Genomic DNA, 14542 nt, shown 5'->3' on the forward strand with positions numbered 1-14542 from the left:
GCCCCTTCCATATCTGCAGGGGAGATGATGAGTTTCGAGACCGGTACGCCAGGTTGCTCGGCCAGAGAGGCAGCTAGGGCAACGAGTCTTTGAGTACGTCTTGGGTCATTGAGGTGAGCTTGACCAAATTGCTTTTGTGCCCAGAGGGTTGGTTCTATATAAGTCATTCTAATCATCCTTGTTATTGCTTAGATGATCAGATCATGAAACATAAAATTAGTTCAAAAAAATCCCCAAGCAGAGGCTTGGGGATTTGTGTATAAGAGACAGACCCTAACCCTCCCCTTGAAGGGGAGGGAATTAGTTTAGTGAGCGTTGGGAGTGTGCTATTTATTATGATTGGTATGGCTTACTAAAACACTTTTGCCCCAAAAACGCTTAGAGCAAAAAACCTAATATATATTGTTAACGCTCACTTAACTTACAAGTAAAGTAATCTGAAAAGGTGAGTAGTGAAAATTACGCAATGTTTAGTAATCTAATACCCCTCACACTAACTAGCTGCCAAACATTATCACATCCAAAACAATCATTGATAACAGCCTAAAATTCCTAATTGTTTATCTTACATATTACGCAACTATGCTATCATGCAACTGTTTTGTTAAGTCTGTAAGTGTCTGGTATATATGAAAATAATAATCATTAGTGATTTACATGTTGGAGATGCGGCTGTTTCAAATGAGTTTGCAGTAGGGAGTTCTCCCAACGCCGTAAAAAATCAGTTTCTAAATGAATTGAGGCAGCTTGCTGAACAAGAGAACATACAAGCAGACTATATTGTTATCGCAGGTGATATCACCAATAGAGCAACTAAAGAAGAGTTTGAACTGGCATCTACGCGCTTGAAAGAAATCGCAACAATTGTTGGCGTTAGACAATCAAACATCTTTTTCGTCCCAGGGAATCACGACGGTAACTGGGATGAAGAAGAACTATCAATGATTGCAAGAGAAAACATGAACATGACCATTGAGCGCAAATATAACAACTTGCGCTTCAACGACTTTTTTAAACAATGTTTAGCTCGAGCTCATTCAGGCTGCTATTACAACGAGCCATATTTTGCAATTTGGAGTGATGAGAATTTAAATATTATTGGCGTGAACAGTTCTGTTTTCGACCATTATGACAAAAAACCTCATCATGGGGTGATTCGCAGGCAGGACTTGGTTGCACTGGATGCAAAACTCCAAGAACTACAGATTGCAAATAGCGATAAGATTAGTCTTCTAGTCGTTCATCACCATCCAATTCAGCAGCCTGATTTACCATTTGACAGAGCTGACCATAGCATCTTACAAAATGCAGCAATTTTGATGGAGATAGCTTCTAAGCATAACGTTAATTTTATTGTTCATGGACACAAACATATACCCAGGCTTGCTCAGTACTCAGACGATTATCAGCATCCTATAAATATACTTTGTGCTGGCAGTTTTTCAGCGCGTTTGGATGATAGATGGTTCCAAGGAGTACCAAACACAATTCATCAAATTGAAATCGATAAAGTTTGTGATGTAAACAAAACACCTTTAGGAAAGGTCGTGAGCTGGTCACACAACACCGGACATGGTTGGACAAAAGATGAGTCCATCAACGGCATACCCCACAAAGAGTATTTTGGTAATCGCATGCCACCTTTTGAGCTAAAAAAGCAGCTAAAAGAATCTATTGAGTGTTTTTTTGAGACTCAGACGCACGTAAAGTGGAGTGAACTTTCCAACCATTGCGTTGACATTATCTATACGTCAAGAAAACTACTTGAAAAGACTATTGTAGATTTATCGAGTGAAATAGGGTTTACAATATTTAAAACTCCGGGACAAGATGAATTGTTCATTTTGCTGAAGGGAAACTAATATGCATAATTTATTTGGATTTAATAATATATTTGAACACTCTAATGCTAGATACTTCACATCTGATCAACTTGCCGAAGAATTTGTTTGGACTCCTGCATTCGAATCCCTGATATCTAATAAGAATCACATAATATTGGGTTCTAGAGGATCAGGTAAAACAGCTCTGATCAAGATGCTTTCTCATGAATGTCTTACTAAGTTGAATGATGATAAAGCAAAGCAAATAATAGATGAACGCTCATTTATTGCGACTTATATCCCATTGAAAGTTGAGTGGGTAAACTCAATTGGAGATATTGATGATAATAATCAGTTATTTAAATGGAGTTTAAACTTATCTTCATGTGCGAGATTTCTAGATACGATAAGAAGTTGTCTCTACTCATATATTGATGACGAAATAGATAGAATTATTAAAGAAAAAGCCATATGCAACAAGATATCAGAGCTATGGTTATCCAAGAAATTAAGTACTATTACAGATATCTATGACGAGTTAGAAATTGTCGAATATAAAAAGAACATTATTTTTAATAAAATAAAACTAGGGCTAGAGTTAAGTAGTGAAGATTTAATCGTAGGTGTTAATTTCAATACTGATTTGTTTAAGCCTCTAACGATGGCGCTATCAACGGTTAAAAAAGAAATTGGACTCTCTGACGCATCTACATTCTGTGTTTGTATTGATGAAGCTGAATTCTTAACAAAAGAGCACCATAGAATATTGAACACACATATGAGGTCATATAACGAAATAGTGTTCAAAATAACAACCATGCCCTACAGACACTACACTTTGGAAACAGATACAGGCACTCCATTAAACATGGGACACGACTTTGATTATTTAAATATTGATAAGCAAGGTCTTCATGGTAGTTCAAAGAATAGTTCTCAAAGTTTCTTTGAAAATTTCGCAGAGAAACTCTTCAGAAAAAGAATAGAAAGTTCATCAATTATAAACAAAGATATTACTCTAAAGTCTTTATTGGGGAGTTCAATTTTAATTGATTCTCCTAAAGATGCACTCCCTGATGAGCAATTGATGGAAAAAGTGAGAGAGTATTGCGAACCCAACACTATAAAAAGAGCGGAAAGGTTATTGGAAGAAGACTACGCTCTCTTCGAAAGCTCAGTGTCAAGGAAATTGAGAGGAACTCTAATCTTAAAGGATTCTTTTCAACGCTATAAAGGTAACGCTTCACCATTTATATTTTCTGGATATTCGCTAGTAGTAAGATGTGCTGACGGAAATCCGCGTCGACTATTACGGTTATTTAATTTTCTTTTTTCAAAGAATATTGAGTCTTGCACTGAACTTAAGCCTCTATCAGACAAGGAACAAGGAGCTAAACTTAAAGAGTTTTCATACTCAGAGCTAGAGGGTCTAAATCTAGAAATAGATGGTAAGAAAGCTTTCGATTTGTTTACAACAATTGGTAGATTCTTAAAAGATAAACTACATACGGACAAGATAAATACTGATACATATAGCTCATTTTCATTCAACCTTGAGGATGATGAAATATGGAAATATATAGAAAAAGCTGTCGATTTAGGTTTGATTTATCCTGACTTTAGAGGGTTGGATAATGATAATAAAATGCCAAATAGAAAAGGCAGGTTTGCATTAGCTTTTTGTTTATCACCTCATTTCTACTTAATGCCAAGAAAAGGGAATTCCATCAACTTGTCTGTAATATTGAATAATCATTCTTATAGCAGATTTAAAGCCTTGAATAAAAAAAATGATGATGGACAATATAGTTTAGACTTGGAAGGTAATGATGAATAATTTACATGTAGATGACTTGTCAATTGGTGAACTGAGTCAGTCAAAATATGATATTGCGTTATTTTCCTGTGGATATGAAGAACGTTGTATTGATGTAGCCACGCGATTAAACAATGATAATATCGAAAATGTAATTGTTTTAGCTTTTGATCAACACAAAGAAGACTCTGTCCGAGTGGATAGCTTAAATTACTTTGCTGAAAACTGGAGTAATTTCCAGCTGCTAGAAATTTCACAAAGAGAAATTTCTAGCATACAAAAAAAGCTAAGTGAGATAATTGGTTCTTTACACCGTAAAGAGATAAAGATATTAATTGATTACACTTCTATGTCTCGAGCTTGGTATGCTGCCGTTTTAAACTACCTAGTTAATTTCTGTGAGGTGAAAGTTACAGTTGATTTAACATATGCGACAGCGGTGTATAAGAATTTAGATCTGAATGTGGAGCTTGGTGAATTGCGTGTTATTCCTGGGTGTGAAGGTATCTCATTGACAAAAAGGCATAATGCAGCAATATTTATGTTGGGTTTCGATAGATATGGTCCACAACGATTATATAATCTTTTAAACCCAAACAAGTGTTTTGGTATTATGGCAGCACCAGCTGCTAGCTATGATTATGAAAATACCTGTCTAGAAAAAAATAAAGACTTTATTTCTCATTATCTTGGTGGTGAAGACAAACTCATAAAGCTTCCTATAAATAGTATTGCTACATGTTATGATAATATGTCACAAATGCTCTCACCCCTTCGGTCTGAGTATAACGTATCAATCATTCCATTTGGGCCAAAACCACACATTTTGACTGCGATATTATGTAGTTTTAATTATCCTAATGTGACCTGTCTTTACTCTGAGTATATTCGAAAAGAAACTACAAAAGTTCAATCCTCTGGGGATTTTGTAATATCTCGCTTATATATCCAAAGATCTGAATGATTTATTGAAGGGAGTATGATTTTCGAGGGTTAGATTACGATGTAAGGCGCGCTATATCTAGAAAGCCCGACTCTGTTTTACAGTCTGGCTTTCTAGATTTATTTCCTTCGTACAATGCGTATAGGGGCAATACCTATAGTCATCACTTGTTAATCGTTTGTAGCCCAAATAATTAACCTTTAAGACTTCAAGATACTTTTCCTAATCTGGTATTAAGGGTTTAGTGCAATCCCCCTAAAAAGGGGAGGGAATTAGTTTCGTGAGCGTTTGGAGTATGCCATTTATAATAATGGGTGCAGTTTGCTAAAATAGTGTTGTTAAAAAATGTTCTGACGGGATGTGTAAAATACTTTTTCCTAAACGTGTCTACGCGATCTTGCAATAAATATCGAGAAACCAAGTTTGTGGGAGTTGTACTAATTGTGAAAAAAGAGGCCGTTTAGGGCTGAAAGGTTTATGGGGCTTGTTTTGAATTATGTGGTTTTAAAATGTCAGCCAGCACGGAAAATGGTTTAGGTACTGGCTGAGTTTTCGTGGTTAAACGATTTTAGGTTGGCCGTCGGAAGCGGTAGCGCCACCATCGACGGGTAAATTGACACCATTGATAAATGATGCATCGTCACTGGCTAAAAAGGCCACTGCGGCGGCAATTTCGCTCGGTTCTGCGGCGCGTCCTAGTGCGATGCGCTCGTTAAATTTATCTCTAATCTCTTGCGACCAACCATTGGTCATATTGGTTTTAACTAAGCTTGGGCACACGGCGTTAATTCGCACGCCAGCGGCACCGTGGTCTAACGCCATGGCGCGAGTGAGGTTGACTACCGCGCCTTTACTTGCGCAGTAAAATGCGGCACCCCAGTCGCCACCTAAGCCAGAGACTGAAGCGGTGTTGACTATGGTCCCCTGCGTTTTTAGCAGTTCAGGTAAGGCAAATTTAGAGCAATACACGACGCCATCAATATTCACCGCTGATATTTTCTTCCAATCTTCAACGCTGCTTTCTAAGACGGAGCCGGGGATGTGGATGCCCGCATTGTTGACTAAAATGTCGAGTTTACCGAAGCGTGATACGGCGTTATCGATCATGGCTTTTACTTTTTTAGGATCGGAGACGTCAATCACTTGTGCCGCGACGCGTGTTGAGTCAAAAGCTTCGATGGCGGTGGCGAGCTGCTCTTCATTCCAGTCGGCCAGTACTACATTGGCCCCTTCATCATATAAACGCTGTGCTATCGCAAAGCCGATGCCGTTTGCGGCACCTGTGACTAAAGCGACTTTATGGGTTAAACCATTCATATTGTTTCTCCTTCGATATGCTCAAAAATTGGATCTCGATTTTCTTGTGTTCTGGGTAGCATCAACTTGTAGTTGTCGCTGTAATCAACGGGGATAGCGATGACAGCAGGTCCTTGAGTTTCCATGGCTTGATGCAGCATAGGCATCAGTTGATGACGTTCGGTCACGGCAAAGCCTTGCGCGCCAAATGATTCGGCATACGCTTTAAAGTCTATCGGGCCAAATTTTATTCCGGACGGGCGTTGATACTTTTTCATCTCTTGTATCTCGACCATGTTGTAGGCGTTATCGACCCAGATGATATGTACAATGTTGCATTTTAGGCGGACGGCCGTTTCTAACTCCATGCTTGATTGCATGAAGCCGCCATCACCAGAAACAGAGACCACTTTGGTACTGGGTTTAAGCAGGTTTGCACCAATCGCCCAAGGTAGGGCAACGCCCATAGTTTGCTGACCATTTGAAATTAGCATTTGACGGGCGCGAAAACAGCTTAAATAGCGCGCAATCCAGATATGGAAGCTGCCCATATCCAGACACAAAGTGGTGTCTGGGGTAATAATGGATTGCATCGCTTTGATTAAGGTTAATGGATGAAACCCATGCTGAGATTGACGAGTAGGGTAGGATTTTATTATCTGCCGCTGTTGCGCCACTTCCTCTAAAATCGATAAGGCTTTGGGAGAGAGGCGTGCGAAATTGGTGACACAATCGATCATATCATCCAGTGATTGAACGATATTGCCGACAATTTCCACACAAGGTTGGTAATTGAGCTGATACTCTGCTGGTTCAATGTCTAAGTGGATGATTGGGGACTGTTTTGCGTTCCAAAGCTCTGGGTCGTACTCGATAGGGTTAAAACCAATAGTGACAATCAGGTCAGCATCTTGCAGCAATACATCTCCGGGCTGATTGTTAAATAAACCTACGCGGCCAGCGAAATGGTGATAATAGTTAATATCAACTGCCCCAGCGGCTTGATAGGTTCCGACTACAGGCAGTTGAGTGGTGCGCAAAAAACGGCTGATGGCTTGAGCATTTTCAGCGCGACTGGCGTGTAAGCCGAGTAAGACGACGCAGCGCTGTGACCGCTCGATTCGGGTAATGGCTTCTTCGATCGCTTCTGGGTTGGCTTGGCTTGAATGAACATTACGTGATGGAACAATAATATCGGTGAGAGTGTGGTCGGATAACACATCTTGGGGAATGCTAACGAAACACGCCCCTGGCCGGCCTGATTCTGCCGTGCGAAAGGCATTTGCCATCACTTCGCTGGCGGCATCAACATGTTGAATTTCTGCACTGGATTTTGTGATAGAGCGGAAAATACTGACGGTATCCATACTCTGGTGCGTTTGCTTTTGTTGATCTGCTCGTTTGACCGCGCCGCCGATAGCGACAAGCGGGTCACCTTCTGAATTGGCAGTGGCAACCCCTGAAACCAAGTTGCCACAGCCCGGGCCTGAGGTCACCATGGTGACTCCGGCTTTGCCGGTTAAACGGCCGATGACGCCGGCCATAAAGGCCGCATTGGCTTCGTGACGCACTGGGATCATTTGAATATTGGTGTCTTCAATGGCGTCAAATAACCGATCAATTTTGGCCCCCGGAATGCCAAAAATATAGCGGATACCCAAAGATTCCAGCTGTTGAGCGATTAATTGAGCGCCATTTCTATTGGTAGGTTTTGTATTCATTTTTATACCCTTATTGTTGACTGACGTTGACACTTCTTGACGAAGTGGTGGTGCTATCTGGCGGCTTTTTTCAATTCAATTCTTTTTCTCCTGTTCAGCGCTATTTTTCCGCTTTTTCAATCGCGGTTCGGATGTCATTGGGAGCTAGGTTGGCTTTAAGGAAATCTAGCGAAGTCGGGGTATCAATTACCAAACGCGATACTTTGCCAATTTGTAAAAAGCCCGACGAAATAGAGTAGTCCTGTATGTGGCCACCGCCTTTTCTATCTTCGGTAATGAAATGTTCGTGATACCCCGGAACGTTAATACCTGTGGTGTACTGCGGGCTTCTAAAACCGGCGATAACGCCTTGTTTGAAGGTGAAATTAAATGTGGGCTGCTCTTTTACAACATCCAACATTGGGCGAAATGGGCGAGTTTGACGCGGCACGGTACGCGTTCTGACAAACTGATATAAACCGTCAATGCGTACTGCGCAGAAAATATTGTCACTGGGTACTAGATCATCAATCAGATGATGAACGTCAGTACGAGACATTTTAGAGGTGATAGGAACTTCGACATCAGGAGTGAAAAAAGTCATGACGGCGAAGGGAGTTTGCTGCGCTAAGTGTGCGGGGTTAGCCGAACCATCGGCTTTTAATTGGAAAACCTCTTTATCAAACGCGATCAGTTCACCGTCTAATTGATTGAATGTGCCCAAGCCAAAATCGCCATGTTGCAGCAGTTGTTCAACCGTTGTTGCGCCTTCATAAACGCCAGCAATCAACGCACTCATCAACGAAGTTTGGTAAATCTCTCCATCCCCCGTTACATGATGATATTCAGCAAACTCTTTCGCTACATCGAGAGAACAAGCACAAAGAGGAGTGTAGAATCCACGCATGAGAATAACCATTTATGCAATAAAGTGTATATTTAGATTGACTTCTCCACGTGGCTAAATCCAATATAAATAAGATTTATTTCTATATGGAAAAGATATGGAGTTTCGCTATCTCAAGTATTTTGTGGCGGTGGCACAAACTCGCCATTTCACACGAGCGGCTGAAGTGTTAGGTATTGCTCAACCACCGTTGAGTCAGCAGATAAAGAAATTGGAGCATGAGCTCGATACGCTGTTATTCAAGCGTTTACCACGTGGGGTAGAGCTGACCGAGGCTGGGCAAATGTTTTATGTCGATGCGGTCACCATCTTAAATGATGTGGATCGAGCGAAGGCGAAAGTAAAACAGCTGGCGCGTGGAGAAAAAAATGAAGTGCGGATGGGCTTTGCGACTTCGGTTGCGATGAATACCCAAATATTATCCCGAGTGCGGGAGATAAGGGACAGTTTTTCAAACGTGAATCTCACTGCGGTTGAGCAAGCGATGCCAGAGTTGGTTGAGCAGTTGAAAGCTAAGCAGTTGGATATAGCATTGGTGCGTTTACCTTGTTATGCCAGTGAGTCTTTACAGCGGGTGGTTTTATTTGAAGAGCCTTTTGTCGCGGTGATCCCTTTAGGGCATCCATTGGCTGGAAAAGATCGCCTTACTTTAGTTCAGTTAAAAAATGAGCACGTTTTGTTGTTTCCTCGTGAAACGGGGCCAGCATTGCATGATGGTATGAAAGCGCTGTTTGACGATGTGGGCATCCGTGTCGATCAACGTTTTTCGGCTCCACAGTTGAGGTCTATGGTTGCAATGGCTCAAGCGGGATTTGGCGTAGCTGTTGTACCCCAATCACTGGCTGAACATATCGATGATTCTGCCGTGATCACTCCCATCGAGGAGATGCCTTTTAACAGCCAAATTGCGGTGCTTTGGGAAGCCAGTAACTTAAATAAGCATGTGCTTAAGGTGGTAAAGGCATTAAGTCACCAAAAATAACATCCCCAGCATGATGATACTGGGGATGAAGCGTGCCAAAGTGGTAAGGTTAATCACGCTTACTTAGCGAGTTGAATGCAAAAACTCCACTGCTTTATCGGGATAGTCCGTAAATAAACCATCCACTTTGACAGTGTTGTAGAACACATCGAGCATCCCATCAAAGCTGTCGGCATAAGGTGCAATACGATTGGGTTCTGCGCGGAAGGTATAAGGGTGAACGACTAATCCGGCGGTTTTAGCGGCTTTCATCAATGGCTTGATGATGATGTTTTCTTTGGTTGAAGCGTCGTCAACCAACATAGGTTTCCACGGGCCAATTCCATCGGCGTAGGTAGCGACTTGCTTCATGCCGTTTGCTTCGAACATCCAATCATAGCTGTATGGCTGTGCTTGGTCGCCATCATAGATCATGGTCTCATTCCAATCGGTGTAGGCCATCAATTGAACCAGTTTGAGGTCCATGTTCATTGCTGGAAGCAGTTCATCATTAATGCGTTTTAGCTCGATAGGATCAAAACATTGCAGATAAACGTTCGACTCTTGACTGTCGTAACCATATTCCTTCAGCATTTTCAGTACCGCTTTACTGATGTCTTTCCCTTCATGGCGGTGGAACCAAGGCGCTTTGATTTCTGGATAAATACCAATATCGTAACCGAGTGTTTTATTCAGCCCTTGGATCAGCTCGATCTCTTCCGCTAAGGTTGGGACGGTGAAGTCTGATTTCCAAAGAGGGAAACGGTTGGGGAAACCAGCGGTTTTATTGCCTTTGTCATCGATATTAAAACCTTCAGTTACGCGCAGGCTTTTGATCTCTGCCAGCGTAAAATCGATGGCGTAATAGCGGCCATCACCACGTGCGCGGTCAGGGAAACGCTCTGCAACGTCAGTGACGCGGTCAAGGTAGTGATCGTGTAGAACCACCAATTGGTCATCCTTGGTCATCACGACATCTTGTTCAATAAAATCAGGCTTCATGCCGTAAGCAAGCGCTTTGGCTTCAAGGGTATGTTCAGGCAGATAACCGGAAGCGCCGCGATGCGCTATCACCAATGGTTCTGCTTGAACCCACGCCGAGCTGGCTAAAGTAGCCATGGAAAGTGCGAGTAGTGTCAGTTTCATATTGTTATCCTTAAAAATTCCCCCTGACGTTGCAGGGGGAGAGTTTTGATTCAAAGTGAACAGTGCGTAACGCAAATTCAACACATTTAGGTGTCAGATTTATGATTGTGTTGACGCTTTTTCTTCCGCAATTCTGTCTTTTTCTTTATGGTGAGCACGCTCGCCAATGTAGGCATACAGCAGACAAAGGATAGAAATACCGCACGAAGCGACTAGGATCATAAAGCCGCCATCCCAACCAAAGTGGTCAACGGTGTAACCCAATACCGCATTTGCCGCTACTGCGCCGCCGAGATAACCAAACAAACCTGTTAAACCTGCTGCGGTACCTGCTGCTTTTTTCGGAGCCAGTTCCAGTGCGTATAAACCAATCAACATTACTGGGCCATAAATTAAGAAACCAATCGCAACAAGAGCCGCCATGTCGATACCTGGGTTACCAGCAGGGTTAAACCAGTAAATGAGTACCGCAAAAGTAACGAGAACCATGAATAAGATGCCCGCAGGTGCACGACGGCCTTTGAATACTTTGTCGGATATCCAACCACACAATAGCGTTCCCGGAATACCTGCCCACTCATACAAGAAGTACGCCCAAGAAGATTTATCAACGGTGAACTCTTTGGCTTCTTTCAAATAAACAGGAGCCCAGTCCAATACGCCATAACGAATGAGATACACAAAAGCGTTGGCAATAGCGATAGACCACAGCAATTTGTTAGAGAAAACGTACTTAAAGAAGATTTCCTTCGCGGTCATCTCATTCTCATGGGATTTATCATAGTCGTCTGGGTAGTCATCTTTATACTCTTCAATCGGTGGTAAACCACAAGATTGCGGCGTATCGCGCAGTGTCATCCAAATGAAAATGGCAACTAAGGTCGCAAAAAAGGCAGGAACGTAAAATGCGGCGCGCCAGTCATCGTTAAATGCCCAAAGACCAAATAAGAAAAGGGGACCAATTAAGCCACCGCCGACGTTGTGGGCTACGTTCCATACAGAAACAATTTCCCCACGTTCTTTACGTGACCACCAGTGAACCATGGTACGGCCACAAGCAGGCCAGCCCATACCTTGGAACCAACCGTTTAAGAACAGCAAAATAAACATCGCAGTAATGCTGCCTGTTGCCCACGGCATAAAACCGAAACAGAACATCACTAACGCAGACATTAAAAGACCTGCACTTAAGAAGTAGCGTGGGTTAGAGCGGTCAGAAACGCTCCCCATTAAAAATTTAGATAAGCCATAAGCAATCGATACGGCGGCAAGAGCTACCCCGAGATCACCGCGGCTAAAACCTTGGTCAATCAAATAAGGCATCGCCAAACTAAAGTTCTTACGAACAAGGTAGTAGCCTGCGTAGCCGAAGAAAATACTGATGAATAACTGCCAGCGCAAGCGGCTATAAGTGCTATCGAGCCGCTCAGTAGCGAGCCTCTCGATATGCGCTTGGGGTTTAAAGATACCAAACATAGTTGACCTCATTAATGTAGTGCGATGGTTCTAAAGCTCGAACGATAAAAAATGTTTCATTCGAAAGAGAACGGCATTGTCGTGTGCAACTGAATGTATTTCTGTGACAAATGTTACAAGGGAATTAATTTGTGCATAAAAACAAATGATTAGTTTTCATTTTTTCATGGTTAGTGCCATTAAATTGAGATGTAATCGTTTTCACTTTTGTTCGCAAGATGTTTGTTTTTGGTTGTTTTGTCGTCAATTAAATCGCAGATAAGGAAAGTTGGCAAAAATTGTTAAACCATGAAGTCACTCGAAACTCACTGTGAGTTCAATGATTCATATCCTTTTTGATTGGAAAGAGAGTGGCAAAATAAGCAAATAGTCCAGTATTCCTACCCAGATTTGACACTGTCTATTGATAATTCTTGCTAGCTTTGATTGGCAATTCATGTGTTACAGAGTGTCGTTCTGTGGCATTGATGCTAATAATACAAAAAGGAAGAATGATGAATAATTTTAATAAAGTCAGTGTATTGGGTTTGCTTTCATTGAGCGGATTGCTTTCTGCTCATGCACAAGCTCATGGTTGGGTTGAATTTCCGAGCGCGCGGCAAAATACCTGTTACCTAGATGGTGGTTTCTGGAGTAATACGATCCCTAATGCAGCATGCCAAGCGGCTTTTGATCAGTCCGGAGCTTATCCTTTTGTACAACGCAATGAAGTGGCGGCCAATGTGGCAAATTATCGTGACATGGCTCATGTTCAAGCTGTTGTTCGCGACGGCTTGTTGTGCTCCGCAGGCAGCAACGCGAAAGCAGGGTTAGATGTTGCTTCACCTCATTGGCAAAAAACGGCCGTGAATTTAGACGCTAATCAACAAATCGAATTAGTCTTTAATGCTACCGCGCCACATAACCCCTCTTATTGGGAGTTTTATCTCTCTAAACCGACTTATACCGGTGAGGCCCCATTAACTTGGGATGATCTAGATCTTATTGATACCAAAGGTAATATCACCGTGGGGACGGATAAAAAATATCGCATAAAGATTACCCTGCCCGCCGATAGAAGTGGTGATGCTGTGCTTTATACTCGCTGGCAACGTATTGATGCCGCGGGCGAAGGTTTTTATAACTGCAGTGATATTAGTTTTAGCGGTGGTGGATCAAATCCAACGGATCCGACAGACTCATCAGAACCTGCTCAGAATCTCAGCGATCTTGGTGGTTATCTTTCACAAGGTTTTGGTCCTGTTGAATCTGGCGATACGGTTCGTTTGCGTACCTTCGATGCCAATGGCAATGAAACGACCGATATCAGCTTAGCGATTTCAGCCAATAATACAGCAACGTGGCCAGCGGAAATGGCAGGTCAGTTTAACCAAGTAAAAAAAGGGGAGTGGTTTATTGGTATTTGGCACCAAGAAATGAATCACTATATGTACGATAGCCAGAATGTGTATGCTAACCGTGTGTTTGCTCCAAACGCGACTTACAGTTATCAGCTTTCTTTGCTAAAAGAGGAAACGCCACAGCCACCTGTCCCAGATAATGCTTGGAATGCGACTAAAATTTATACGTCCGGTGATGTCGTTATGCACAAGCAGCAAACTTGGACCGCGCAGTGGTGGACAAAAAATGAAGAGCCCGGAACTACGGGTGAATGGGGTGTATGGCGATAGTATTAAATAGCTATAGTATCGAGTAGTAAAAAGAGGCCATGGCCTCTTTTTACTCTCTAACTCTGGTTTAATAATGGTTTATGAGATGGGGTTATTCACACAATTTGCCTTGTTTTGCTGGTTGGGTTAACGAGTAATCACCTTCTAAACTGCGATAGATTATCGCATTCCAAATGCTGCCATCCGCCATTTCAAACTCAATGGCATAATTCACCCCGTTAACCACTTGTGAACGGACATCGATAATGTCTTTTAATTGTGCATTGCTCTCCATTTGTGCTAAAGCGCTCTTCAACGCTTCTTTAGCTTCGTCGGTAATTTCTGTCGCTTGCCAACCTCCCGGCATCAACTCGCTTGCACAGATGGGTGACGGTACGGCATCTGTTTCCGTCACCATCACGGTGGGCTCTAGAGCCTTAGCACTTTCTGTTTGCGTTTGTTGATCACACCCCGCTAACGCGAGCAAACCAAATAGAGGTAAAAGAAATCGTTTCATTGAGTTGTCCTTTGTTTTTAGAAAAGCAGAAAGGGTTGATCTGAGGAGTTCATATTAACAATTGTGGTGTGAGGAGTCCGTCAAGCTCTGTTAGGTGCGTGATAAATTATGATGATATTTTCTGACAATAAAACGCTATTACTATTTCTTACCAATATTGTCAGTTTTTAACCATAAATAATAAAGCCATTTCAACGTTAGGCTAGGTGTGATGCACATAAAAAACGCATTACATGACTGTGTGTTTTTATGCCTAGAAAAGTGATCAAGGTTGCAGAGTTGTAAGCTGATCGGCGATAAATTTTACA

General features: G+C 42.1%; 12 protein-coding genes. 5 read left to right on the top strand and 7 right to left on the bottom strand.

From position 1 onward, the window contains the following. On the bottom strand, positions 1-158 hold a 158-nt coding region (locus tag AACT23_RS02590; RefSeq protein ID WP_217898076.1), incomplete at its 3' end, for an IS4/Tn5 family transposase DNA-binding protein. Positions 159-629: 471 nt separating this feature from the next. On the opposite strand from AACT23_RS02590, the gene AACT23_RS02595 reads away from it, so the two are divergent. Genes AACT23_RS02595 through AACT23_RS02605 form a run of 3 tightly spaced genes read left to right on the top strand, consistent with a single transcriptional unit; the run spans position 630 to position 4603 of the window. Further along, positions 630-1862 carry a metallophosphoesterase family protein gene (locus AACT23_RS02595; RefSeq protein ID WP_094128019.1) on the top strand — a complete coding sequence of 411 codons (1233 nt, stop codon included), beginning with the start codon at positions 630-632 and terminating at the stop codon, positions 1860-1862. Between the two features lies 1 nt (position 1863). Next, positions 1864-3660, top strand: coding sequence for an ORC-CDC6 family AAA ATPase (locus AACT23_RS02600; RefSeq protein WP_094128022.1), 1797 nt, complete (start codon positions 1864-1866; stop codon positions 3658-3660). Continuing rightward, entirely contained in the window at positions 3650-4603 is a 954-nt protein-coding gene (locus AACT23_RS02605; RefSeq protein WP_255211875.1) for a hypothetical protein, read from the top strand. Before AACT23_RS02600 ends, AACT23_RS02605 begins: the two co-directional genes overlap by 11 nt. Before the next feature lie 537 nt (positions 4604-5140). On the opposite strand, the gene AACT23_RS02610 is transcribed toward AACT23_RS02605, so the two are convergent. The 3 genes from AACT23_RS02610 to budA all read right to left on the bottom strand — a co-directional run bounded on the left by AACT23_RS02610 (position 5141) and on the right by budA (position 8497). After that, a complete protein-coding gene (locus tag AACT23_RS02610; protein WP_013868131.1) occupies positions 5141-5899 on the bottom strand; it encodes an SDR family NAD(P)-dependent oxidoreductase in 759 nt (252 codons plus the stop codon). After that, on the bottom strand, positions 5896-7599 hold the full coding sequence (gene alsS, locus AACT23_RS02615; RefSeq protein WP_094128028.1) for an acetolactate synthase AlsS: 1704 nt from the start codon (positions 7597-7599) through the stop codon (positions 5896-5898). The genes AACT23_RS02610 and alsS overlap by 4 nt, the downstream gene beginning before the upstream one ends. 100 nt (positions 7600-7699) lie before the next feature. Further along, positions 7700-8497 (bottom strand): acetolactate decarboxylase, encoded by a 798-nt coding sequence (budA, locus tag AACT23_RS02620; protein WP_017045955.1) that lies wholly within the window; start codon positions 8495-8497, stop codon positions 7700-7702. 85 nt (positions 8498-8582) lie between these two features. Between budA and AACT23_RS02625 the strand changes: the two genes are divergently transcribed. Further along, a complete protein-coding gene (locus tag AACT23_RS02625; protein ID WP_094128031.1) occupies positions 8583-9467 on the top strand; it encodes a LysR family transcriptional regulator in 885 nt (294 codons plus the stop codon). Between the two features lie 63 nt (positions 9468-9530). On the opposite strand, the gene glpQ is transcribed toward AACT23_RS02625, so the two are convergent. Both glpQ and glpT read right to left on the bottom strand, forming a co-directional pair. Continuing rightward, positions 9531-10592 (bottom strand): glycerophosphodiester phosphodiesterase, encoded by a 1062-nt coding sequence (gene glpQ, locus AACT23_RS02630; RefSeq protein ID WP_094128033.1) that lies wholly within the window; start codon positions 10590-10592, stop codon positions 9531-9533. A gap of 99 nt (positions 10593-10691) precedes the next feature. Then, positions 10692-12068 (bottom strand): glycerol-3-phosphate transporter, encoded by a 1377-nt coding sequence (gene glpT / locus AACT23_RS02635; RefSeq protein WP_026028652.1) that lies wholly within the window; start codon positions 12066-12068, stop codon positions 10692-10694. A 494-nt stretch (positions 12069-12562) separates the two neighbouring features. Here glpT and AACT23_RS02640 point away from each other — a divergent pair, with 494 nt between their 5' ends. Further along, positions 12563-13738 carry a lytic polysaccharide monooxygenase gene (locus AACT23_RS02640; protein ID WP_445286069.1) on the top strand — a complete coding sequence of 392 codons (1176 nt, stop codon included), beginning with the start codon at positions 12563-12565 and terminating at the stop codon, positions 13736-13738. Between the two features lie 91 nt (positions 13739-13829). Here the strand turns inward: AACT23_RS02640 and AACT23_RS02645 are convergent, their stop codons facing one another. Next, positions 13830-14234, bottom strand: a complete 405-nt coding sequence (locus AACT23_RS02645) for a cystatin domain-containing protein (protein WP_094128037.1) — start codon at positions 14232-14234, stop codon at positions 13830-13832. Positions 14235-14542 lie beyond the last annotated feature (308 nt).

It is taken from the genome of Vibrio sp. V09_P4A23P171 (genome assembly GCF_963875615.1).
Classification (GTDB): domain Bacteria; phylum Pseudomonadota; class Gammaproteobacteria; order Enterobacterales; family Vibrionaceae; genus Vibrio; species Vibrio anguillarum.

What these genes read in the sequence shown, in the direction of transcription:
- AACT23_RS02595 (WP_094128019.1), top strand. Translation starts at nt 630, where the DNA reads ATGAAAATAATAATCATTAGTGATTTACATGTTGGAGATGCGGCTGTT.
- AACT23_RS02600 (WP_094128022.1), top strand. Translation starts at nt 1,864, where the DNA reads ATGCATAATTTATTTGGATTTAATAATATATTTGAACACTCTAATGCT.
- AACT23_RS02605 (WP_255211875.1), top strand. Translation starts at nt 3,650, where the DNA reads ATGATGAATAATTTACATGTAGATGACTTGTCAATTGGTGAACTGAGT.
- AACT23_RS02610 (WP_013868131.1), bottom strand. Translation starts at nt 5,899, where the DNA reads ATGAATGGTTTAACCCATAAAGTCGCTTTAGTCACAGGTGCCGCAAAC.
- alsS (WP_094128028.1), bottom strand. Translation starts at nt 7,599, where the DNA reads ATGAATACAAAACCTACCAATAGAAATGGCGCTCAATTAATCGCTCAA.
- budA (WP_017045955.1), bottom strand. Translation starts at nt 8,497, where the DNA reads ATGGTTATTCTCATGCGTGGATTCTACACTCCTCTTTGTGCTTGTTCT.
- AACT23_RS02625 (WP_094128031.1), top strand. Translation starts at nt 8,583, where the DNA reads ATGGAGTTTCGCTATCTCAAGTATTTTGTGGCGGTGGCACAAACTCGC.
- glpQ (WP_094128033.1), bottom strand. Translation starts at nt 10,592, where the DNA reads ATGAAACTGACACTACTCGCACTTTCCATGGCTACTTTAGCCAGCTCG.
- glpT (WP_026028652.1), bottom strand. Translation starts at nt 12,068, where the DNA reads ATGTTTGGTATCTTTAAACCCCAAGCGCATATCGAGAGGCTCGCTACT.
- AACT23_RS02640 (WP_445286069.1), top strand. Translation starts at nt 12,563, where the DNA reads ATGAATAATTTTAATAAAGTCAGTGTATTGGGTTTGCTTTCATTGAGC.
- AACT23_RS02645 (WP_094128037.1), bottom strand. Translation starts at nt 14,234, where the DNA reads ATGAAACGATTTCTTTTACCTCTATTTGGTTTGCTCGCGTTAGCGGGG.